Origin of the sequence: Algoriphagus yeomjeoni, assembly GCF_049821175.1 — a bacterium.
In the GTDB taxonomy this organism is placed as follows: domain Bacteria; phylum Bacteroidota; class Bacteroidia; order Cytophagales; family Cyclobacteriaceae; genus Algoriphagus; species Algoriphagus yeomjeoni_A.
Genome location: NZ_CP187512.1, coordinates 2,175,032 through 2,198,395 on the forward strand (window position 1 = coordinate 2,175,032; position 23,364 = coordinate 2,198,395).

The following is a 23,364-nucleotide window of genomic DNA, read 5'->3' on the forward strand; positions in this document are numbered from 1 at the left end:
GATGACTAGTGAAATTTTAATTGTGGGAAAAGGAATTGCCGGTATGACATCGGCAATATACTTAACTGAACTCCGCCCTGACATCCAGATTACTTTAATCGACAAAAGTGATGGATCAAGTAGTGCCACTTTTTTTGCCCAAGGAGGCCTAGCGGCTGTACAATCTACTCTAGATAGTTTTGACTCACATTACCGCGATACATTAGAGGCAGGGCATTTCCTGAACGATCCTAAAATTGTAAGGGAAGTAGTAACCAGGGCACCGGAAGTAATCCAAGATTTAAGTTCGTGGGGTGTTTCTTGGGACAGGTTTGAAGACGGCCGACTCAATTTAGGTCTTGAGGGTGGTCATAGCTTCTCACGGATTGTTCATCACGGTGACCAAAGTGGCAAAATAATTCATCAGCAGGTAGCTTCAAAGCTTAGAAATTACCCCAATATCCAATTGATAGAACATAGTGCAGTGAGGGATTTATGGGTCGAGGAAGGAGAATGCAAAGGAGTAATAGTTTATCAGGAAGACCTATCACAGGAAATGACGATCCCAAGTCAGACGGTCATTTTGGCCACAGGTGGATTAAGTTCGATTTTCCCCAGATCCACCAATGCGCAAAATTCAACTGGAGATGGACTGGCAATTGCCCTACGGGCCGGGGTTAAAACAGGAGACCTGCCATGGGTTCAGTTTCATCCTACTGTTTTGAATATTGGCAGTACAGACCATTCCAATTTACTTACTGAAGCTCTGAGAGGAGCAGATGCTTATATTATTAATGAGAAAGGAAGTAGGTTTCTTTTCGATTCCCTTTCAAAAGGGGAGCTATCAACCCGTGACTTAGTCTGCGAGGCAATTTGGCGCGAGATTGCTAAAGACCCAAACAGCAATGCTTATTTAGATTGTCGACACTTCCCAAAAGGCACTATGATAAGATCTTTTCCACAGGTTTATTCCCTTTGTCAGCGAGCCAATCTTGATCCTGAAAAAGATCTCCTTCCGATACTACCGGCAGCACATTATCACTGCGGTGGAATAAGTACTGACCGGACTGGAAAAACCTCCCTACCACGATTGTATGCAGTAGGTGAAGTGGCCCGCACAGGTCTCCATGGATGCAATCGCCTTGCATCCAATTCTATCATTGAAGCCCTGGTTTTTGCAAAAAATGCTGCCGCTGCACTTGCTTTGGAGCATAGAAAAGAATCCGCTAATTCATATCAATTAGATACCAGGAAAATATACTCCCCCGATATTTTCGGCCAACCTTCCGTCATTGACTTTTGGAAAGAATCCTTATTTGAATATTTCATGAAAAAATCCAAACCTGAATTTGGCTCATTACAGGAAATCCGAGATAGGCTTCAGATTTTGGAATTAAGTGTGGAACGGGGAATTTATTCAACTACCATCCTGAAAGAAAGAAACCTGCTTCAAATTTATGAAGCACTTCTAATTTTCAATAAAAACGAATGTGTTCATGATTTCCCTTACCAAAAAAATAGAATTTGAGGCTGCCCACCGCTTGAGCAATTATCAGGGTTCCTGTAGTGGGATCCATGGCCACACGTATAAACTGGCAGCAACTTTTATAGGGCCCATCAATCCTGACACAGACATGATCTTGGATTTCAAAACACTTAAAAGTATCCTCCAATTATCGGTTTTGGATCCATTAGACCATGCTTTGATCCTCAAAGAAAACCCTGAAAACAGAAGGATATTTTCCGCATATACCGGAAAAACCACCTGGATGGAATCCGAACCTACCTCCGAAAGAATGATTGAATGGGTGGCGATAAGAATAACTGCCCTCTTACCTACCACTATTGAACTGATCGAGCTGCAACTGTATGAAACTTCCAGAAGTTTCACAACGTGGAAAAATAATAAAGGATATTTTTATCTTTTATTATTTTTAATGTACTTTTGACTGAAGCAGGGGATTAACCCTCATTAGACCCAACGGGATACATATTCTATTTGATTATGAAAAACATCAATCAACTTACTATTAATGAAATCGTTTCGAATGATTACAGGGCCGCACTGGTACTTCAAGCATTTGGAATTGATGTTTGCTGCACCGGCAATCAAACCGTATTGGAAGCCTGCACCACAAAAAAAGCAGATCCGGGTCAATTGATTGAAAAACTTCTGGAATCGATGACCTCCACTTCTGAGGAAAACTTCGATTTCAAAAGTTGGCCCTTGTCAATTTTGACTGACTACATAGTGGCCAAGCACCATTCATTGATTCGGGACAGGATCCCGATAATTACGAAATTTCTCCAAAGAGTAGTGAAGGTTCATAGTGCTCACGAGCCTAACCTGAAAAAAATCAAAGCCTTGTTTGAAGATTCTATGGAGGACTTACAAAGGCATTTAAAACAGGAGGAGCTGATTATTTTTCCGTTCATTAAGAAAATCTCTTCAGATCCAGTTAGAAAAGACCTGCTGTTCAGCCCTTCCTATAGAAAAATCACCGAATTAATCTTTCAACTCATGGCCGAGCACGAAGTGGAAGGTCTTTGTCTGGAGGAAATCAGAAAACTATCAGATGATTACACACCTCCTGCCTATGCATGCAATACGTATAAAGTTGCCTTTGCCATGCTTCAGGAATTTGACATAAGCTTGCAGAAACATATCCACTTAGAGTCTAACATCCTGTTTCCGGAAGTAATTGCCCAAGAGTTTAAATCCCCTTTAAATTAATCCTGAAAGAAATGGTTTTAACTCCACCAAAAGCCGTGCAACTCCTCCCTCTTGTACTTCTGGGATTGGTACTAGGTATCTCAGGGGGATGGATCAGACTGGGCAGTCCCCAGATTCCTATCGCTTCGGCAGGGTCGAATCACGGGCTGCTGATGGTGGGAAGTTTTTTGGGTACCTTGATCTCACTAGAGCGTTCCATGGTGATGTCCCGCAGATTATGGTTGCTCGTTCCCTTAATCACCGGTGCCTCTATCCTTCCGTTTTTGCTGGGATATTCTCAGGCAGGTTTGCTCCTGCTCATGGCAGGAGCATTTGGCCTTAGTGCCATTATGCATATGCAGACCTTGAAGCATCCAAAATTCCACACCGTCCTTTTATATGCAGGTTCGGCATCTTGGTTTGTTGGAAATTTTCTTGTCTGGCAGGGCGGATTAATCGCTGCTGGCACTACCTGGTGGATGGGATTTCTGCTTTATACCATTGTTGGCGAGCGATTGGAACTGAGTCAGTTTCTTCCCGTCCCCTCTTGGTCCAAAAATGCACTAAAATCCTTTCTTGCCCTGTTTACTCTTGGTCTTGTGGTTCCTTTTCACAGTTGGGGCAATGAAATCATAGGGATTGCCTCCCTTCTGATTTCGGTTTGGCTCCTCTATTTTGATATGGCCAAGGTCGCAGCAAAAAAACACGCTCAATTCCGCTATATCGGGATCGGATTACGGGTAGGATACTTTTGGCTCGGACTACAAGGCCTGGTGTTACTCGGTATGGAAAGTCATGCGCTTTACTATGACCTGATGCTGCATACCTTCTTTCTGGGCTTTACCTTTTCCATGATCTGGGCACATGCCCCGATCATTTTCCCCACGATCTTTGGCATCCGGGAGACTCCGTACCATCCGGTTCTTTGGGCAACCTGGACACTTTATCAAGCCAGTTTATTGGGAAGAATCATTTGCAGCTTACTTGGTGAATATGAGCTTCGCAAAATTTTTGGTGTAGCCAATGGTTATCTGATCCTTGTTCAATTTGGGCTGATGGCGGCAATCGTCTTCTGGAAAATCCAAAACAGAGAAGCCATGGGTAGTCAGAATCATAACAAAACACTAAAAGCCGACCCCACATTGGATCCCCGTGCTTAGACCTTGCCTACATATTGCTCTGATCTTACTGATCCTGCTCAATGGAATGGTATACACGTGCATTCAGGCGCACTTTTATTTGGATCGGGAGCAAATCACGATTTTATATTGTATCAACAAGGAGAAGCCCCAGTTGGAATGCGATGGTAAATGCGAGTTAGGGAAAAGACTGTCTGAATCAAAAAAGCAACAGGAAAACAGAGAAGAAATCAGCCTGGAAGAGCTGAGTCTGGTCTATGTGTTGGAACGAAACGTCCCGATTCAATACAGCCTCCCAGAGCTTGTTATTTCCAAATTATTGATTGAAAATCGCACTATCTATATTTCAGAATTGTATCGGGATTTTTTTCATCCTCCCCAAAGCTAAGCATCCTTTTTTAAACTCTCATCCCCTGTCCATATAGTTCAGGCGAAAATCCCTATTTCCAAATTTATAAATTATGAAAAAGATACTCATGGTGCTGACACTGGCTTTTCTGGCCAGCGGGGCCGCTTTTGCCCAAACTATACAAGGAAAATGTTTTGATGCACTGACCAAGGAACCAATTGAAGGAGCCACCCTCCAAATAAATTCAAGCCACGGGGTGATCTCGGATTCCGACGGTTCATTTTCCCTGGATCTCGGGGGGGCTTCCTCACTTCATATATCATTTATGGGGTATGAATCCCAAACACGTGAAGACTTAACCCAGGGAAATTTCCTGTGGATTGCTTTAATCCCTAAAATAGAAGATCTTCAGGCAGTCACCGTTACCGCTTCCCGTGAAGCTGCCCAACGCCTCTCCTCCCCTGTAGCCATCCATAAGCTGAGCGCATCTTTGGTAGATGAAACGAAACCGATTGGGGTCAGCGAACTGATCAATAAAACCCCGGGAGTTTTGATGGTCAACCTGAACAATGAGCAGCACAGCATGGCCATCCGGCAGCCAGCAACCACAAGTCCCTACTACCTCTATCTGGAAGACGGGATAGCAGTCCGTCCTATGGGGATTTTCAACCATAACGCACTTTTGGAAACCAACCAACTGGCCATCAGCTCAGTCGAAGTAGTCAAAGGCCCTGTTTCCTCCATCTACGGGTCGGAGGGAATCGGAGGAGCCATCAATTTTCTTACACACCGCCCCACAGCAGTTCCCACGCTGAAATTTGGCCTAATGGGAGACAAGTGGGGCTATACCCGTTATCAACTCAGCGGGGGTGCAACTATCGGAAAGTTTGGATTTTATCTTGCAGGACTTCACAGCTTCCAAAATGACTCCTGGAGAATGCGTTCTGACTACCGGAAGGACATTTTCAATGCCAGAGTGGAGTACAGGTTCTCTCCAAAAACCCGGTTGATCGGAACCAGTATGATGGGCGACTACAACTCACAAACAAGTGGAAATGTGGACAGCACAGGATTCAATGGAAGAAGCTATCCGGCAAACAACGATTTCACCTTTAGGGAGGTCTTTGCCGTCCGAAACCGGCTTACCCTGGAACAGGACTGGAATTCAGCCAGCAAATCATTTGTAACGGTTTTCCATCGCATTAACAGAAACGGACAAAATCCATCATACAGACTCCAATGGAATCCCAAAGTCAATCCCGATCAGGGAAAGGGGGAACTCAATTCCTCCGACTTCAAGAGTCTGGGGTTGATTGCCCAGCACTCCCAGCGGCTAAATTGGAAATCAACCAAAATCCTCGGTGGGATAAGCCTGGACAATTCTCCGGTCACCTATATGGCGCACCAGGTGGACCTGAATGTGAAACTCCGGCCCGATGGCAAATCAGTGGAATTCTTTACAATAGACCAACTCCGTCCGGATATCCGGATCTCTGACTATTCAGCCTCTATAAACAATATTGGGACTTACCTGCAAGTAGAAGTCAGTCCAGTTGAAAAACTTCAATTCACTCTGGGAGGAAGGTACGACACAATGGGGTTTGATTACAACAATCAGTTGGATCAATCCAGCGGCATCCAATCCTACAGCCAATTTACACCAAAACTGGGTCTGACCTGGGAGATAAAGTCCACCCAAGGCGTCTATGCCAACTTTGCACAGGGCTTCTCACCTCCCCAACTCACTTCCATCTTCCGCCCCAGACCCGGCAGCAACCCAGTGACTTTCTACTACAATCTGGAGCCAGCGCTTTTTGACAGCAACGAACTCGGCTATTGGGGAAGTTTTTGCGATAATAAGCTGTACGTGGATTTTACATTTTACTACATGACCGGGGAAAACGAACTGCTCAGCATCCGACAGCCGGACAATTCATTCGACTATCAATCTGCGGGGAAAACCCTGCATTATGGCAACGAATTCAGTTTGACTTTCAAACCAAACCCGGAGTGGTTTATCCGCACAGGAGGTACCTGGGCAAAACATGAATTTGTAGATTTTAAGATCAGCCAACGGGAATCTGACCAGATACAGAATCTGAGCGGAAAGGAGATGCCCGGAGCGCCCCGATGGATTACCAACTCAGAAGTGACATACTATCCAGCTTTTGCCCCAAACCTTAGAACTTCCATGGAACTCCAGCAAATTTCGGGATTCTATGAAAACCAGGTTAATACCAAAAAAGCAAAAGGATATCAGGTGTTCAATTTCCGTACAGGATACAAATTCAAATGGGTTGAAATTTTCGGAAATGTCCTGAATATCTCCAACACACTCTATGCCCATACCGTCTCACGCGGTAATAATGCCGCTGATAAGCCAAATTATACCCCTGCCGCTCCAAGGACCTTTATCCTCGGCATCCAGTTCAATCTCGAAGGAAAAATACAAAAGCCATGAACTTAACTTTCTCCAAAGCCTTCTGCTGGCTCTTGCTTATCCCTATCGTCCTAATGGTGGGGTGTAGCCCTCCGGCAAAAAACTCCACTCTGAGGAATTTTCCTGGAATTCTGACCCTGGAATCCAGTCCAGAAATCGGTGCGGAAAGCATCTCTCTTACCCTTGATCCCAAGAAGCAACCGGTAGCTGTTTGGACAGAAAAAGCCATGGACTCCAATCAGATCCAAGTCCTCTATTCCCGATGGAATGGTCAAGAACTTTCCGATCCTCAAACCGTCCCAATGTCAGAAACCCCAAAGGTAGGCAGTGAGAGCATACCTAAAATGATCTTTAAACCCGATGGAGACTTGCTGTTGTTTTATGAGGTCAAGATTCACAACCCAACCAATGATCGGGTCAGCCAGATCAAATACATGGTTTCAAAAGATGATGGAAAAACATGGTCCGGACCTTTTCGGGTCCACTCAGACAATTCCCCTGACAAAGGGCACAGTTTCTTTGATATTGCGCTTTTGTCTGATGGAGAGATTGGGGCGGTCTGGTTGGATACAGCTTTAATCGAGGGAGGCAGGTCGGTGCTTTTCTCGAAAACCGATATCCAAAACAAATTCGGAAATGAAAGCGTGGTGGATTCCCTCGCCTGCCAATGTTGCCGGACCGCACTTTATGCCGATGCCAGCGGGTTGATCAGCGTGGTATACCGGGACATTCTTCCCGGTTCCATCCGGGACATTTCCCTGGCAACCTCCCTGAACGGAGGAGCGTCCTTCAGTACCGCCATCAGCTTCAGCTTTGACCAGTGGAACCTGGATGGATGTCCCCACAACGGTCCTGATGTGGTCAGTGACGGAGAAAGAATCTACACCACCTGGTACACAGGTGCAAATCAAAATGGTGTCTATTTCGCTGAACTGAATACAAAAGGAAAAACCATAAACAAGGAGCGTCTATCCCCAAACGGACGGAATATCCAATTGTCCCTGATACAGGGAAAACCGGTGGTTATATACTCTGAAAGCGTGTCTGAAAATGGAGAAAAGAACTCAAGAATCCTTAGCAAGGATATGACAACAGGAGAAATAATCCAGCTTTCAGCCCCTGGTTCTAAAGTGAACAGTCCCGTTTCCCTTGCCACCGATTCAGGCATGGTAATTTCCGGCTGGCTGGATCATTCCGGTAAAATCCAAAAAGCACGCGTAACCTTTCTCAGTCCGGTAAGCACAGATACCCTTCACTAGCAGACTATCTGATCCAATATCAAAAGCTGAGAAAAAGAGCCATCCCCGAATGCTTCGATGACGAATGCTAAAACATTTGCAAACTAGAACGACCCCCTCACCGTTCTGTCAACAACTTCCTCACTAATATTCTGGGAGCTCTAACTGCCTATTGCTTTCTATCTAAAAACCCCTCTATCCGAATTTTTACAACCTACCAGAACCGGCTTATTATGTAATTTGAACTGAGAAATTACTTCTTCTCTTTTTTTCTCTTGATGGGCTCCGGCAGATACCTCAAGAGCCAAAATGAAGCAAAAGCAAACACAATAGATCCAATGGCGGTAGTAAGGGCAAAATTCAGATTTTCCTGAAGAGCATTGTTCAGCGCACCGAAAAGAAACCAAACCTGAATCAGGACAAAAAGAATCAACAACAAAATGATTCCTGTCATCAAGGTATTTGTCTTATTGGGATGGGCTTCGTTCTGGGATTCTCTAAAATCACTCATGCTTCTCTGGGTTTAGGCGTTATGGGCTTTGACAAATATCTGGCCCTCTTGAATCATTACCTCAAGTTGAGGCAGTGGGCGAGGTGGTGGTCCCTGAATGACGTCTCCGGTACGGGGGTTGAAATACCCTTTGTGACACGGACACTCTATCTGACCTAAATCATGACGGTATTTGACTGCGCAGGAGAGATGCGTGCACTTTTGTTCAAAAGCCCTCCACTCCCCATTTCCTAGGTTGATCAGCAGGTAGGGAATAGTCTTGGAACCTTGGATTTCAAACTGAAAAGACTCTCCTTCTGCAACCTCCGATTCCATACAGATGGGATGGACTCCTTCCAAAGGTTTTTCGGGAAAAGCGAGAGACTTGACCACAATGGCGGTGTTACCAATAGCCAAAGCTCCGGAAAATAAGGTAAGAAACTTGGCAAACTCACGACGGGAAACGTGGGTCGCTTCTTTTTGCTCAATAGGAAAATCCTGTTTCCATTTTGGTATTTCGGAGTTGGGATCTTTTGACATAATGCTAAGGAATATTTAAGGATGAATATGTAAGGCAGTACTCCCTTTGGGCATCATGATGTTTACTTTGGTATTGACCTCTTCCTCGCCAAAGAAAAATTTATTGACCGGAGTGCTATTGGGCCTGAGCTTTTCGATCTCCTCACGGGTACCATAAAACAGCGCCTGACTGGGACAAACAGTTGCACACATTGGTTTTTTACCTGCACTGGTCCGGTCATAGCACATGTTGCATTTCATCATCAACTCGGCTTTCTCCTCTTTCTTTGGTACACCAAACGGACATGCCAGAACACAGTTGGAGCAGCCGATGCATCGGGATGTATTGGCTGTATGTACCACACCAAAATCATCCTTGGTGATGGCATCTGCAGGGCAAACATTTGCACAGACCGGATCCTCACAATGCATACAGACCTGTACTGTAGTCTGAACAGACACTGCACGCTCCACATAGTGGATATGGATCATACTTTCCTGTCCGTTTGTTTCACACTCAGCACAGGCCATCTCACAGGCATGACAGCCAATGCAGCGCTGCATGTCAACGAAAAACTCCATTTGCTGGTTATATTGAGGGTTTTGCATGATAAAGGGTTGTTAGGTTAAAAACTTTGATAAGCTGTTTCTTTGGTTTTGACCGAGGCCATTTTTCCTGTCGCGATTAGCTGACAGGCACAAACTTTGAATTCAGGTATTTTGCTGATAGGGTCTAAGGTTCCAATGGTTAATTGGTTCGCAGATTGAAGCCCTCCCCAGTGGTAAGGAATGAAAACTGTATCCTCTCGAATGGTCTCCACTAGCTGTGCCGGAAATGTCGCTTCACCGCGACGTGTTTTCACGATGACTTGGTCTCCATCCTTGATCCCATAGTGATAGGCTAACTTTGGGTTGATTTCCAGCAGAGGCTCGGGATACTGATCAACCAGTTTGCCAATCCTTCTTGTCTGGGTACCACTGAGGTACTGTGAGACGACGCGCCCTGTGGTCATTACCACGGGATATTCCTTGTCCACTACTTCAGAAGGGTCTCGATATGGAACAGGGTTGAAATGCGCTTTCTCATCAGAGGTTCTGAATTTTTTATCTTCCCAAAGCCGTGGAGTTCCCGGATGGTCTTCGGATGGACATGGCCAGAAAACTCCCATATTTTTTTCTATTCTTTCATAGGTAATCCCAAAATAATCGGCTGTCCCGCCTTTTGATGCGACCCGCAATTCATTAAAAATATCCTCGGCCTTTTGATAGGCAAATTTATCGCCCGCCCCTAATCGCTGTGCTAGCTCGATAATGATTTCAGAGTCCCGGCGTGCCTCGCCTGGAGGGGTAACCGCTTCATTAATTTTGACTACTCTCCCCTCCGCAGTGGTGACGGTACCTTCCTCCTCTTCGTGAAGAGATCCCGGGAAAATCACATCCGCATGCCTTGCGGTTTCATTGAGAAAAAAGTCGATAACTACGAAGTATTCCAGCTTTTCCAGTGCTTCCCGGACAAAGTTGTTGTTTGGCAAGGAAACCAAGGGGTTAAAACAGATCGTGATCAAACCTTTGATTTCGCCTTTGTGGATTGCCTCTATGATTTCATAGGCAGACAGTCCTTTTCCCGGCATTTCTTTTTCATCGATCCCCCATACCCCAGCTATGTATTTTCGATGTTCAGGGTTGGTAATGTCTCGATTTCCGGGAAGCTGATCACATTTATGACCGTGTTCCCTTCCTCCCTGGCCATTTCCCTGTCCAGTGATCGTACCATAGCCACAGTAAGGTTTTCCGATTCTACCGGTAGCCAGTACCAAATTGATACAGCTTAGCACATTATCCACCCCTTTAGAATGGTGCTCAATACCCCGGGCGTGGAGCAGAAAACTAGTCTTGGCCTTACCCCACAATTCGGCTGCCTGCTGGATTTTTTCAGAAGGTATTCCGGTTTTTTCTTCTGCCCAAGCCAAATCATAGTCCTTTACCGCATCGATGCTTTCCTGGAATCCTGAGGTGTAATTGTCAATGAAGTCATGGTCAAGCCAGTCATTGTCTACCAAGATCTTGAGCATAGCGCCAAACAAAGCAGAATCACCTCCTGGCTTTATCGGTAGATGAAGGTCAGCAGTACGGGCAATCGGGGTAACCCGTGGATCGATTACTATCAGTTTTGCGCCATTGTCTCTTGCCTGCCAGATGTAGTGCGTCAGCGTAGGAAATGTTTCCGACACATTTGCCCCTGCAATGATGATCACTTCAGCATGCTTTAGATCCTCCCAGGAATTAGAAATTCTGTCCAGACCGAATGCTTTTTTGTTACCGGCACCCGCACTGACCATACATAGACGTCCATTGTAATCCAGATTTTTGGTCTTGAGTGCTACTCGGGCAAACTTACCGATCATATAGCTTTTTTCATTGGTCAGGGAAACTCCTGAAAGCATAGCAAAGGCATCTTTGCCATAAGAATTCTGAATTCGCTGGATTTCGCTGACAGTTTTGTCCATGGATTCCTCCCATGATGTTCGCTCAAATCCTTTTCCCTCAATGCGTTTGAGTGGATTCATCAACCGATCCGGATGATTGTTTTGCAGATAGCGCTGCACTCCTTTTGGGCACAGTCTTCCTTCGTTGAAGGGGAATTCCATCCAAGGTTCAAATCCTACTACATTATTATCTTTTACTTTTAGTTGAATCCCACATTGCATACCGCAAAAGCAACAATGTGTCTTGACCAGCTTGTCAGGTTCATGTACTCCTTGGAAACCTTCTTTGGGAGTGTAACCCTTGTGTGGTCCAAATTGATCGATAATACTTTCTACTGAGGTAGGTAATTTTGCCATGGTGATATTTTTTATCCGAAGAAGGATCCGGAATTTTTTCTTACTTCAAAATGTGCTTTTGCCAATGCCGACCTTTTCCCCTCAGGGCTAAGATCCAAATGACTCCTTCCGTTCTTTAGGGTAAAGTCAAACCCCAAGTCTTTTGTGACTTGTTTTAAATCATCAACATGAAGCTTTGCGGCAAATTCTTCTTGAGTATGCGGACAGATGGCCATTCCCCTCTTTTTTCCTTCAAACCGATAAAGATTGGCCCCAAGCTGAGCCAAACGCTGAAAAATGTGGAAAAACTTGCCAAATGGAATCCAGATTAGGAAAAGAATAACTGTAACAGCATGGGTCACCGCCATAAACTGGTAGGTTTTCCCCTGCAAAAATGTATAGTCATAGGTAATACCCAACCCTGTAATTGAAATTGCGATAAGTAAGATCAAGGGCAGCCAATCCCCTTCCAATGTCTGTGTAGCAATCAGTCCCCCATCAGTAAGACGGCGTTTCATCATCATTACAGCTCCTATGGTAACCAATATCGAGCACCACACCAGTGCGTGAAATGCCATAAATGCAATGAGCGATCCCAGTTCAAAAGAACCTGCCTCAAAACCAAAGACCTTGGCAAAGTATATCATGTCATTGCCGGGCTTGAATTCAAAGTGTATCCAACCCAGGGTCAACGGTATGGTCACCGCAAAAGCGATCAAACAACCGGTTGCTAGCAGGAAGTGTCCTATCCATCGGGTGCGGCTTCGATGATAAATAAAGCGCTGGAAGAGGATGTTTTTGAAAAACAAAGACAAGCTCCTCATCAAATAAAAAGGGAAATCCCTACTAAAAAGAAACTGCATGCTACGCCTCCAGTAGAGCTTCGTAGGAGGCCTTTGCAACCAAACCGAATAGCGGTACGCAATTCCAAAAACAGCAAAAACTGTCCCCAGTAAGTAGGCTATCAGTGCAGCATCGAAATTCTGTAGATTTCTAGACCCTACGAAAACCAAGAGAATCACAGCAAGAGCAGCTATTGTCGCCTTGATTAGTGCGATTTTGTTGAGGGTTTTCAATAGGTTTACCATAAGAATTTTAAAGATTATTTTAACCTTTTCTAGTCAGCAGATCCCAATCAATATGGAAATACTTTTTGGCCACAAAATTAAACAGGCCTAATGCGATAAGTATCCAACTCCCAATTCCAACATAGACAAAAAACGTTGGAATTAAAAGAAGAAAATCAAATCCTAAAGCTTCAATAAGCTTTAGGGTACACACCGTGTACATCCCCAATGGAAAGACCATCCCCCAGTAACTTGGGTTATATCCCTTATATAGCATTGGGGCAGGCACCTTCATAATAAAATGTCTCCAGAAACCCAAAGTCAGGAGAAGAGGAATCCACCAAGAACCGAAAACCCAAAAAAACAAAGTAAACCCTTTTAGAAATGGAAAAAATGCAGATATATCCAAACCATGAGGTGCTTGAATCAATATGACCGACCCAGCCAAAGTGGTAATGGCCGTTGCGCCCATATTTATCCAATAAGGGGCTCCTAGGTCATCAGGATTCAATGGAAAAAAAGTAAGCCGTAAAAAAATCAATGTCATTATGAATATATACCAAAAACATCCCAGCATATACATGCTAAGAGCCAAAAAAGTAAAGAAACTTTTACTATCCGGTGAGAAAACTATGAGATTACCGGCAGTGACAGCTATTGCCTGAATACCAACCACTATAAGAAGCCATGTCCCATCTATCCCCTTTTCCATAGAAACCTTTTGTTTGGTCGTCGTAATCCTATAAAAAAAAGTATAGGAAAGAAGGATCCAAATCCCGAAGGCTAACCAGAAAAAAACCTTAGCTGCAAAAATCCAGGAATGCAGCAATAACATCTGGTTGGCTAAAATTGAAAACCCGGCAACAACAGTAAAAAATCCGGGCCCTTTATTATAGCTTTTAAGATCTGCAAAGAGTGCATTCCTGAAGTAGCTCAATTTTAAAATGTTCAGAAAAACCAGAATCGAACAAAATCCAATGTTTAGGTAAAAAAGAGGGTAGGCGATCCAGTTCATTTCTAAGAAAAAGGTGCCTAATGAGACTATTCCTGTCGCCATTACCAGACCGAAATACGAAGGAACAAGATTCTTAGACTCACTGATAATCATTTGTTTAAAATCAACCATATTCAAGGAGTTTAAATATTGTAACCAGAATACTTAAGCTAAATCTTCAGACGAACTGATAATTTGAATTTTGCATAACGGAAAAACCAAATTAAAGAAATTGTAGTCCATATCCTTAATGTCAAACCCCATAACAAAGAATGGTTTTGCTATTTCAACCAAACGATAGTTACATGATAAGTAACAAGTATCAGTGATAAGCATCTGGTGAAGATCCTGAGCTGCCCAGCTGAAAAACCATAGAAGACTGTTTGCCAAAAGAATTGATTTAAAGTAAAATTAAACCCAATCTATCCAACTTTTAGAATTAAGCACATTCCCTGATCCAGATGGGGAGGAAAACCTCAGCGAAATGGTAGCAACGATTAGGGTTCGCCAGACCTTCGCAATTCCTGTTAAATTCTAGCAGCCCAGAGTTTCAGTTTTCCACAATTTAAGCCATGTACTCATTAGAGATAAAGAGGTGATCAACCAAACCATCTTATTTATGTGCAAGATATTTAGAAAAAATATGAGTAAATATGACAAAAATCAGGGATATAAATTATCATGGATATTTACCCTGTAAAACAAAGAATAGTGCACAAAAGCTTCAAAACAATGGTTGAATTCTTTCCATCTAAATCGGGAAGAAAGAATTTTTACCGAAAGATATTAAGGGACTTATTTGTCTTTTATTAACCTGGTTTGTAAATTTGATTTATGATTTTCCCTTTTCAATAGAATTTCCATAAAAAACCCTAATAATTAATATCCCTAAACTCAGAAAAATGAAAAAGTTGTTTTATCTCCCAGCCCTATTCTTGGCCTTGGCCATCAACTCTTGTGGTGGCCAGGCTTCAGAGATAATGAGCGCAACAAGTGACTCACAAGGCCAAGGTCAGTCGGCGGTTGAAGATGATGACTCTAATTCCAATGTCGTTCAAGTAGCAGTAGGATCACCTGATCATACTATACTCGTATCCTCTCTAAAGTCTGCTGACTATGTAAATGTCCTAACGAATGTTGGCCCATTTACGGTATTCGCCCCAACAAATGCTGCCTTCGATGCACTTCCTGCTGGTATTTTAGATGATCTGACCAAGCCTGAAAATCAACGAAAACTTCGGAACATTCTAGAATACCATGTGCTGTTGGGTGTATACAAACATGAAAGCTTTATAAATGGGCGAAATCTCGGTACTGCAGATGGTAGATCGGTTTCTGTAATAGTAGCTGAAGACGGCAGCGTAAGTATTAATGGGGCGAAAATCATCGCAACAGTAGCTGCATCCAATGGAATAATCCACGTGATAGATCAGGTATTGCTCCCGAATTGAAAGTTTAGGTTAAATAGGTTTTGTGGTTTTTTAAATAAAAGGCCGAAGGATTGACTTCGGCTTTTTTCTTTTCAGCTCAGCAGGTTATATTTCGGACAAAATTATCCATGATGTTTTCACAAGCCACTAAGTATGCAATCAAGTCGGTCATTTATGTTTGGACCAAAAGTCTTGAAGACAAGAAGGTAGGAGCAAAAGAAATTGGATCTGAAATTGATGCTCCGGAAGCGTTCACAGCAAAGATTCTCCAGTCTTTGGTAAAAGCTAAAATAATAGGATCTCTTAAAGGGCCAAATGGTGGTTTTTATGTCGATGAAACTCATGCTAAAATCAATTTGAAAGATGTGGTGAAAGCTATAGATGGGGATCATCTATTTTCCGGATGTAGTCTGGGTCTTCCGAAATGTTCCGAAAAAAATCCTTGTCCCCTACATTTTGAAGTAGTCAAAGTGCGAAAAGAAATTGAAAATATGCTAACATCGAAAAGTTTAAAATTATTGGCAGTTGAAGTGATAAAAGGCACGACAACTTTGAGCTACCTTTTTAAATGAAACAAAATCGGTAAGGTAATGGGAATATGACACCAAACCTCTTGCAGAACCCTTCTCAAGAGTCTCCCATCACGCCGCAATTCGGGGATCTGAATGAATGGAATAGATATTTGATTCCTTCCCGTGAAGTAACAGAGGATTAGAGGGTTAAATAATGTCCTTTAATAAATTTAAATAGGTAAAAAGCCCAGAAGGGCTTTTAAGTTAAGATTCCTCAGACTCCGGATCTTTGACAGAAACATAAACGGTGTGGGTTTTTCCGTATTGATCAGCTTCTTTCAGCTTCGCTACGTTGAATTTCACGTAGGTTTCTCCTTCATATTCGAAGGTGTGGTTTTGAAGCTCAGCCATGTTCAGGCTCACATCCACGATATCCATGTTTTCAACTTGCTTTCCTTTACCGATGTACTTTTTTGAGAATGCCATACTATTTTGGTTTTAGTTAAAATTTATGCAGGTCATTTAGGACGGTCTGGAAAACAGATAAAAATTAGAATTTGAAAACCGGGAGGTAGTCCGTAGGAAACCCTGTTTTTAGAAAATTCTGCTGGAAGCCTCAATTTTTTGAAGCTAACAGGCAGTTCGACCTTTGTGCATACAATTGGACAAAACCGGAATAGGGCTTTTGATAAGATGGGTAAATAAGTGAAATAGTTGATGAAGCATACAAAAAATAAGCTTGAAGTTTCGGTGAAAAATCAGGTGGTTTTTATATCACGATTATGTATTAGGTGTGAGAAAACCCAACAATTTAGCATATCTAAAATCTATTGATTTTTAGGCTAGTGAATAAAAAATGATTAGTTTCCATTATCTGTCAAAGACACATGAAAAGCCGTATGATCACAACCAATCTTGAATTTCAATAATGAGCAAATTGAAGTATTTACTAGTTTTGTGCATATTCGTTCTTTTTACAGGTTGCTCGCAAGCTCCAAAATCAGGAATTAATTCGATAGAAATTCCAGCAACAATTGATTCAAATTTACACTTATCAGATATAGCTAAGTCTGTAAATTTAGTGCAAATGGAGACTAAAAACGGTGCTTACTTAACCTCCATTTTAGAGGTAAAACTTTTTAACGGGAATTTACTTGTTCGTGATACGAGCGGGAGTATACGGATCTTTGATTCCAAAGGTAATTTTATTGGAAAATTAGGCGTTAGAGGAGAAGGCCCTGGTGAATATAGTAGCGCATATTCGATTGAAATTGATCAAGAATTGGGTTTAATTTATTTAGGCGGAGTTCGGAAGCTGTTAGTATATGACAAGAATTATGAATTCTTAAAAGAGAAGAAGTTTTCTGATTTTATCACTTATATAAGTAAAGTTGATCAAAAGCCTATAATTATTACCGGCAGAGATTGGATTCCTGTTGAAGGTGGGTATTCTAACCAAACTATATTATTTGAATTAAACCGTGACCTCGATATTACTGACAGTCTTATTTTTAGAAATGTAGTACTTAAGGAAGCAAATGGAATTAGATATACTAGTAAGCACTTTTTAAGCAATACTATTGATGGTGCGTTTTTGTACTCTCCAGTATTGACGCAAGAAAATATACTTAGAGATACCCTTTACAAATTTGAGGGAGATTCGATAATCCCATTTGTAAAGCTTGATTTTTCAGAATTCCAAGGTTTTTCAATTATCAACATAAATGTTATTCCGTCCTATCAATGTAGTCGCAATGTGCTTGGTCCGGGGTGGAATTTACTGCATCTCCTACCTGGCTCAAGTCTAAAATTTTCAACTGGAAGACTTCTAAAGGCCTTATCTTACCCTCCTATCCTTACCAGTTTGAAATTGGTGTACAACGTCTTCCCATCCCTCTTCATGAATTCCTTCGGGATATGCCCATAAACTGGAAAACAGAACTTATTAAGGTGCTTTTATATAGCAGGTTTAATATTCTGATTTACTCTAAAGAGGTTTTTAGGATCATATTGCCTCTTGATTTTTGAAAGCCGGGCATAGTTGCCTTTATAGCTTGTTTTTACCCGCTCTTCTCCTTCATCCATAATAAAATTCAAGTAAGCTCCCCCTGAGGAAAAAGGATGTACAGAATTCCAATACTCCTTACACCAGGTAGAGATTTTTTCAGCGTTGGCAGGTTCCGGATCTACTCCTACTATTACCCCTGCATATTTGGCATCTCTGTAGGCCCATGGTGTTGCATCCTTTGCAACGCGGCCTGCCGCACCACTAATGGGGTACATGTGCATTTGGGATAGGGGAGTTGGAATTTTTGATCCGAACTCTAAGTGTTTTTCACTGGCTTCTGCACTCAAATCATCAAAGAAATCAGCTCTCCAGTACCATTGCAGCCCCGGAGGAAGTAATCCGTCAAACATAGATTGTAAAGCAGGATATGACATTGTGCCTACATGCGCAAATACTGGATTCAGGCCCATTATTGGCTTGAATACTTCTTCTGCTTTGTTTTCATCACCTAGGTAACACCAGATTATACCACAAAATTGTTTGTGATGCAGGGATTCAGGAAAGGGAGGTCCTGGTATAATCATGGTAGCAATAAACCCATTTAATTCGTCAGGTGCATCCTGAATAAATTTGTTGTACCATGCCATAATCTCCTTAGTTCGCTCAATTGGCCATAGTGTGGGTCCACCATATACATTCGTAATTGGGTGTGCCTGGAAAGTAAATGAAGTTACTATTCCGAAATTTCCTCCACCTCCGCGGATTGCCCAAAACAGATCTGTATTTTCAGTAGCATTGACCGTGACAAAAGATCCATCGGCAAGCACCATGTCTGCTTCCAGAAGATTATCAATAGTGAGGCCGTATTTTCTTGATAAATAGCCTACTCCACCACCTAATGTCAACCCTCCCACTCCTGTAGTAGATATGATTCCGGCGGGTATTGCCAATCCAAATGGATGCGTGGCATGATCTACTTCACCCCAAAGATTTCCACCACCAACTTTCACCGTATTATTTTTCTGGCTCACCAAGACGAATTTGATACCCGAAAGGTCTATCACCAAACCCTCCTCACAAAGCCCCAATCCTCCTCCATTATGCCCGCCGCCCCGCACTGCAAGCAGTAAATTGTTGTCTCTTCCAAAATTTACAGCGTGCATTACATCCGCAACATCCACACATTTTACAATCATACCCGGATGTTTATCAATCATGCCATTATATACTTTACGGGTATCATCATAAGCTTTGTCAGCAGGCAGTATTATTGTGCCTCTGAGCAGGGTTGCAAACTTTTCAACAACAGCAACTTCAAGATCTTTTATTAAGGTTGTCATAATTTCTTTTTTAAAGGATGCTAATAACTATTTACCTACAATCGAATCTTTTAATGAACTTAGGATCGCCTGCACATTGACCTGAGATTGTTCATCAATCTTATGTTTGTTTAAAACATACATGATATCATCCACCGTGTGTTGGTATTCTGCTGAAGTGATGTTCATTTCTCGGTGTGCAGTGGGCATATCTCTTCCGGTATAAGTGACCGGTCCACCACTGCCAGCTGAGAAAAAATCAACCGTGTGTTTCTTGATGACAGCAAGGCGTTCTGGCTGATCTTTATAAGGTAAAAACCTTGCACTGATTGCAGGGTTATTCATGTGTGCCTCTACCACATCATCCACAATGGCAGTGATGCCCGCAGTACCTCCAAGGTTTTCAAAAAGACTTTTGCTTTCGCTCATAGTAGTTTATTTAAAAGTTATTAATAAACTCAAATGTATAAGCTAGAGCAGCCAATGCCTGTCACATTTAATTCAAAGTCGTGTAATCTTGGATCAATTGAATCTTTAACCGGTAAAAAACCAATTAGGCGTTGACTGGTAAATATTCCGAAGGAGAATGCCCATATTTTTTATGAAAGCACTTTGAAAAATAAGAAGGACTGGAAAAGCCAGTTTCAAAAGCAATTTCTGAAACGTTGCCACTGTTTTTATTGAGCAATGCTAGGGCTTTTTTTAATCGATAGTCTTTCAAAAAAGTATTTGGTGATTTACCAGTAAGTGTTTTTAATTTACGATAAAGCTGGGATTTGCTTAAGCCGGCCGGTTTGCTGAAGTCATCTACTTTCAAATTAGAATCACTACAAGATAAATCTATAAAGTCCATCAGCTGAGTGATCAACTTTTCTTCTTGGAACTTCAAAATCACAAAGTTCTGAGCATTGCTAAATGTGTTGATATTTTCGCTGAGTGCAAGCTCTGCCACTTCTGCCGAGACTATAATATCACCGGGTATCATCGCACAGATCCGATCTGCCAAGTTTATTGTATCCTCAAAAATTGATTTCTTTTCTGTTACAGGCACACCTGCACTAAGCCCTATTTTTGACACAAAGGAATCAAATCCTAACCCCTTAAATATTGACTTTATCTCCAAAGACGTAGCAACTGCTTTTGATACTGATTCAAATGATACAATAAAAAGATCAGGAGTTTCTCGCACTACTCTTCCTTCATTAGCATTAATGACATTATGGATTGCTTCGAAATACGCTGTTAATGAATCTTTAGATTTTGAAAAGGTACTCTGTCCTGAAAACGATGATGCTTTTGCTATGACCATAATCGTTCTGAATGCAGGGTCATCAATGCTGTCAGATGTACCGTCTTGGTTTTTTTTCGGGTCTTCTATTCTTCCTAAGAAGGATTCTACTATTCCTGCATCCACCTCGATGATGCTGTGGGGTATCTGTCCGTGCGCTGTGTCGTGCATATCCCTTATTGCCTGTTCATTTGGTGCCTCAACCAGACAAAAAGCAGTCTTTCTTTTATCATCAAACCAATAGGTCAAACCTCTACAGCCAAAAGCATCCTGAATTTTCAGGTCTTCTTTATGCAATTGCGCAACATGTTCTGCTGTAACAGATTCAGAAACATCATGTCTGTCCATGTATATTGGCATAGTTGCAGTGGTAAATTATATCAATAGCTTACTGGTAATTTACTTAATTTTAATAGTTATGTAATAACTATGTTTTTTGGTTGTATTTAAAATGGTTCCAAGCTAATTTAGGATAGAAAAAAACGCCTAAAATTAGTCATCAATCTGAATTTTCTTTACAGCAATTCTGAATGCATTTTACTTTACCAGAACCTATTTTCATTCGGTTTTGTCATCCTGCTCCAGGTAATGTTTCCATAGGTATAATTGCTGTTTTTCAATTCCGTGGAACTCCCCTTTAATTGCCCTTCCTGAGTGAAGTTCGATCTGAGTTCTGTAAGTGAATATTCATCACGCTCAAAGTCATAACTGATACCGTCATCATTGTATAATAAGTAGGTATTTTCCTTTGAACCATAAATTCTGACTTCCAACGATTGGTCCGTCGTATTTTCACCTACTGAGGTTAACATTGGAATAATTCCTCCATCTTTTACAAAAAGTGGTATTTCTTCGAGTTTGGTCTGTATGGTAATAGTCTCCCCATTCCCCGCATACTCTCCGGTATAGAAATCAAACCAATTCCCTTTGGGAAGTACAATAGTACGCTCCTTCTGCCCGGTAAATACAGGTGCTACCAGTATGGAGGGTCCCATCATGTATTGATCGGTAACTTCCAATCTTTTTTGCTCTGCGTATGGGTTTTTCGCATCATCCAACTTACCTCCAGCCATGGTTTCCTGGACTTCATACCCATTCTCCAACACCATCGCTCTGAAAGGTGGAATACCCTTTTGATTGTACTCATAAAAGGCAGTATAGAGATAGGGTAAAAGCTTCATTCTAAGCTCAATTGTATTTCTGACCATGTCTGTTACTTCAGGGAAGCTCCAGGGCTTTTTTCCAGATGACCATGCATTTAGCATCATCAGCGGAGAGAAACTAACCGATTGAAAACGTCGAATCCATTCCTCAGCGGAATCAGCATTTCGGATTTCAGGAGTCCATAAAAGCCCTGCCAATGAGGAATTAGCCAATGCTGTCACGTAACCCTTGTGATCATAATAATCACTATAAAGTACAAAATTATGACTGCTAGCACCTATATAGGCAGATCTAATCAGACTATAGGTTCGCTGATTTTGCTCCTTAAAATGACGACCAAATATATCCATCATCATCATGCCATAGAGTTGTCTGATTTCTACTGCATCATTTCCTGAAGGAAAAGTGGCATGATCAGGCCATAGCCATACATCATAGCCATCCACCTCGTCAAATTTGTACCCACTCACACCAATAGCTAAATGATTCTTTTTGTGGTGATTCAGCAGCACTTGCTGTGCTTCGGGAATGGTGTAATCAGGAACTTCCCCTAGCCAGACAGTATGACTTCCCGTAAATGGACTGATATCCTTGTACATGGTCGAAACCGGTGCTACATAAGGATTCTCCCAAAGGTTTACTTTTATCCCTTTTTGATCAAGTGTCCGGACAAAGTTTTCAGGGTTTGGAAAGCGTGTGGTATCCCAATCAAATGAACAAGGGTAAGCAAAACTTTGCCAGCCTGGCTCAAGTCCGATTACATCCAAAGGAAAATTATGCTCTTCAAAATCCTCAATTTCCTTCAACACGTCCTGGTCACTGCTTTTGGTATGCATTCTATGCCAAAAACCCAGACCCCATTTTGGAGGGATGACTCCGCCTCCAAAAAAAAGGTTATATCGTTGAACAACCTCAAGAGTTGTCTGTCCGGTAAAAACAAATATTTCCATTCCATCTCCTTCAACACTTGCTTCCACCGCGTCGGACAGAGGGCGAGCTGCCCAGTTTTTGCCTGTTGTCCGGTCGATGGGTTCAGGTATATTACTGTCCTTTCGATTGCCCACTCCTACATGGATTTTTACACGTTTCGAGGAATTAATCAATACCCCGTACCCTTCACTTGAAATATAGAAGGGAACCGGCGCGTGTGTATATCCTTTGATCCCACCATAATGATCTACTTTGAGTGTGTAAACATTACTTCGTCTGTTTATCCCTTCAAACTCTAAACCTAAGCCGTAAATTTGCTCTGTTTCATTCAGTGGTAATCGTACACTTACTCGATTTGGAGTAAGTTGGCTGCGACTGGCATCTTTGGCAAACGGAAATGGAGAATCCCCCAAGGCTTCTATAGCATCAATCTTGGGCGAATTGGTATAATCCATCGGATTTAATCCCATTTCGCCAAAACTTGCCTTCCAAACACCTGGCATTACTTTCTCCCATTTTAATTCTTCTATCTCAGAAATCAAGGTGTTCTGAGCGTATCCATACCTACAGACAAGTATGAGAAGAAATAGCAATACGTTGAACTTTAAAAGACAGGGGTTTGATTTTGGGTCAATCATGATTGTTGAGTTGAAACTATTTTTATCAACCTTCTGGCAGATAGTAAGCTACAAGTTAAATAAGAAAATAAGGACACTGACATCATCAGGCAGTTTATGCGATAAAGTGAATATAGAGATCAAATAGCTCCTCTATCAGCACTTCAATTAACTCCTTGAGTTAAGTGATTCTAGTCAGAAAAAGGAATTTTGCATCGCATTAAAATTATTTATTTCCGGAATTAGTTTTTCATTTTCCCTCGAATCGGACCTAGGTTGGATGCAGACATATTAGCTCAATATTTCCCAGTTTATATTATTGTTAATGATGTCTCGCATGTTAATT

Annotated in this window: 21 protein-coding genes; 10 read left to right on the top strand and 11 right to left on the bottom strand. The window is 42.1% G+C overall.

From position 1 onward, the window contains the following. Nucleotide 1 precedes the first annotated feature (1 nt). The 7 genes from ACPUEN_RS08615 (at nt 2) to ACPUEN_RS08645 (ending at nt 7,879) form a co-directional block, all read left to right on the top strand. The gene (locus ACPUEN_RS08615; RefSeq protein WP_425639727.1) at nt 2–1,507 is read left to right on the top strand and encodes an L-aspartate oxidase; all 1,506 of its coding nucleotides are present in this window, start codon (nt 2–4) and stop codon (nt 1,505–1,507) included. Continuing rightward, nucleotides 1,476–1,928 carry a 6-pyruvoyl trahydropterin synthase family protein gene (locus tag ACPUEN_RS08620; protein ID WP_425639729.1) on the top strand — a complete coding sequence of 151 codons (453 nt, stop codon included), beginning with the start codon at nt 1,476–1,478 and terminating at the stop codon, nt 1,926–1,928. The genes ACPUEN_RS08615 and ACPUEN_RS08620 overlap by 32 nt, the downstream gene beginning before the upstream one ends. A 56-nt stretch (nt 1,929–1,984) precedes the next feature. Next, nucleotides 1,985–2,713: a DUF542 domain-containing protein gene (locus tag ACPUEN_RS08625; protein WP_425639730.1), complete on the top strand. Its 729-nt coding sequence runs from the start codon at nt 1,985–1,987 to the stop codon at nt 2,711–2,713. A 35-nt stretch (nt 2,714–2,748) separates the two neighbouring features. Further along, on the top strand, nt 2,749–3,852 hold the full coding sequence (locus tag ACPUEN_RS08630; protein ID WP_425639732.1) for a hypothetical protein: 1,104 nt from the start codon (nt 2,749–2,751) through the stop codon (nt 3,850–3,852). Then, entirely contained in the window at nt 3,845–4,219 is a 375-nt protein-coding gene (locus tag ACPUEN_RS08635) for a hypothetical protein (RefSeq protein WP_425639734.1), read from the top strand. The genes ACPUEN_RS08630 and ACPUEN_RS08635 overlap by 8 nt, the downstream gene beginning before the upstream one ends. 73 nt (nt 4,220–4,292) lie before the next feature. Beyond that, complete coding sequence (locus ACPUEN_RS08640; protein WP_425639736.1) at nt 4,293–6,641, top strand: TonB-dependent receptor; 2,349 nt, start codon at nt 4,293–4,295, stop codon at nt 6,639–6,641. Continuing rightward, entirely contained in the window at nt 6,638–7,879 is a 1,242-nt protein-coding gene (locus ACPUEN_RS08645; RefSeq protein WP_425639738.1) for a sialidase family protein, read from the top strand. The genes ACPUEN_RS08640 and ACPUEN_RS08645 overlap by 4 nt, the downstream gene beginning before the upstream one ends. Before the next feature lie 232 nt (nt 7,880–8,111). Here ACPUEN_RS08645 and ACPUEN_RS08650 read toward each other — a convergent pair whose 3' ends face one another. The 6 genes from ACPUEN_RS08650 to ACPUEN_RS08675 all read right to left on the bottom strand — a co-directional run bounded on the left by ACPUEN_RS08650 (nt 8,112) and on the right by ACPUEN_RS08675 (nt 13,882). Next, nucleotides 8,112–8,369, bottom strand: coding sequence for a DUF6755 family protein (locus ACPUEN_RS08650; protein ID WP_425639739.1), 258 nt, complete (start codon nt 8,367–8,369; stop codon nt 8,112–8,114). 12 nt (nt 8,370–8,381) lie between these two features. Then, the gene (locus tag ACPUEN_RS08655; RefSeq protein WP_425639741.1) at nt 8,382–8,888 is read right to left on the bottom strand and encodes a ubiquinol-cytochrome c reductase iron-sulfur subunit; all 507 of its coding nucleotides are present in this window, start codon (nt 8,886–8,888) and stop codon (nt 8,382–8,384) included. 15 nt (nt 8,889–8,903) lie between these two features. After that, on the bottom strand, nt 8,904–9,398 hold the full coding sequence (locus ACPUEN_RS08660) for a 4Fe-4S dicluster domain-containing protein (protein ID WP_425639743.1): 495 nt from the start codon (nt 9,396–9,398) through the stop codon (nt 8,904–8,906). Nucleotides 9,399–9,493: 95 nt separating this feature from the next. Continuing rightward, complete coding sequence (locus ACPUEN_RS08665; RefSeq protein WP_425639744.1) at nt 9,494–11,710, bottom strand: molybdopterin oxidoreductase family protein; 2,217 nt, start codon at nt 11,708–11,710, stop codon at nt 9,494–9,496. Nucleotides 11,711–11,721: 11 nt separating this feature from the next. Further along, nucleotides 11,722–12,765, bottom strand: a complete 1,044-nt coding sequence (locus tag ACPUEN_RS08670; RefSeq protein WP_425639746.1) for an MFS transporter — start codon at nt 12,763–12,765, stop codon at nt 11,722–11,724. 31 nt (nt 12,766–12,796) lie between these two features. Beyond that, nucleotides 12,797–13,882 (bottom strand): tellurite resistance/C4-dicarboxylate transporter family protein, encoded by a 1,086-nt coding sequence (locus tag ACPUEN_RS08675; protein WP_425639748.1) that lies wholly within the window; start codon nt 13,880–13,882, stop codon nt 12,797–12,799. 770 nt (nt 13,883–14,652) lie between these two features. Between ACPUEN_RS08675 and ACPUEN_RS08680 the strand changes: the two genes are divergently transcribed. Both ACPUEN_RS08680 and ACPUEN_RS08685 read left to right on the top strand, forming a co-directional pair. After that, complete coding sequence (locus tag ACPUEN_RS08680; RefSeq protein WP_425639749.1) at nt 14,653–15,201, top strand: fasciclin domain-containing protein; 549 nt, start codon at nt 14,653–14,655, stop codon at nt 15,199–15,201. A gap of 107 nt (nt 15,202–15,308) precedes the next feature. Continuing rightward, the gene (locus ACPUEN_RS08685) at nt 15,309–15,752 is read left to right on the top strand and encodes an RrF2 family transcriptional regulator (RefSeq protein ID WP_425639751.1); all 444 of its coding nucleotides are present in this window, start codon (nt 15,309–15,311) and stop codon (nt 15,750–15,752) included. A 204-nt stretch (nt 15,753–15,956) separates the two neighbouring features. Here the strand turns inward: ACPUEN_RS08685 and ACPUEN_RS08690 are convergent, their stop codons facing one another. After that, a complete protein-coding gene (locus tag ACPUEN_RS08690; RefSeq protein ID WP_425639753.1) occupies nt 15,957–16,178 on the bottom strand; it encodes a hypothetical protein in 222 nt (73 codons plus the stop codon). Nucleotides 16,179–16,620: 442 nt separating this feature from the next. Between ACPUEN_RS08690 and ACPUEN_RS08695 the strand changes: the two genes are divergently transcribed. Further along, nucleotides 16,621–17,619, top strand: a complete 999-nt coding sequence (locus tag ACPUEN_RS08695; protein ID WP_425639755.1) for a 6-bladed beta-propeller — start codon at nt 16,621–16,623, stop codon at nt 17,617–17,619. 29 nt (nt 17,620–17,648) lie between these two features. Here ACPUEN_RS08695 and ACPUEN_RS08700 read toward each other — a convergent pair whose 3' ends face one another. The 4 genes from ACPUEN_RS08700 to ACPUEN_RS08715 form a co-directional block, all read right to left on the bottom strand. Further along, nucleotides 17,649–19,040: an FAD-binding oxidoreductase gene (locus tag ACPUEN_RS08700; RefSeq protein ID WP_425639756.1), complete on the bottom strand. Its 1,392-nt coding sequence runs from the start codon at nt 19,038–19,040 to the stop codon at nt 17,649–17,651. 27 nt (nt 19,041–19,067) lie between these two features. Next, on the bottom strand, nt 19,068–19,448 hold the full coding sequence (locus tag ACPUEN_RS08705) for a group I truncated hemoglobin (RefSeq protein WP_425639758.1): 381 nt from the start codon (nt 19,446–19,448) through the stop codon (nt 19,068–19,070). Nucleotides 19,449–19,572: 124 nt separating this feature from the next. Continuing rightward, nucleotides 19,573–20,667, bottom strand: a complete 1,095-nt coding sequence (locus ACPUEN_RS08710) for a nickel-binding protein (protein WP_425639760.1) — start codon at nt 20,665–20,667, stop codon at nt 19,573–19,575. Between the two features lie 182 nt (nt 20,668–20,849). Next, nucleotides 20,850–23,039 (bottom strand): TIM-barrel domain-containing protein, encoded by a 2,190-nt coding sequence (locus ACPUEN_RS08715; RefSeq protein ID WP_425639762.1) that lies wholly within the window; start codon nt 23,037–23,039, stop codon nt 20,850–20,852. Nucleotides 23,040–23,364: the final 325 nt, after the last annotated feature.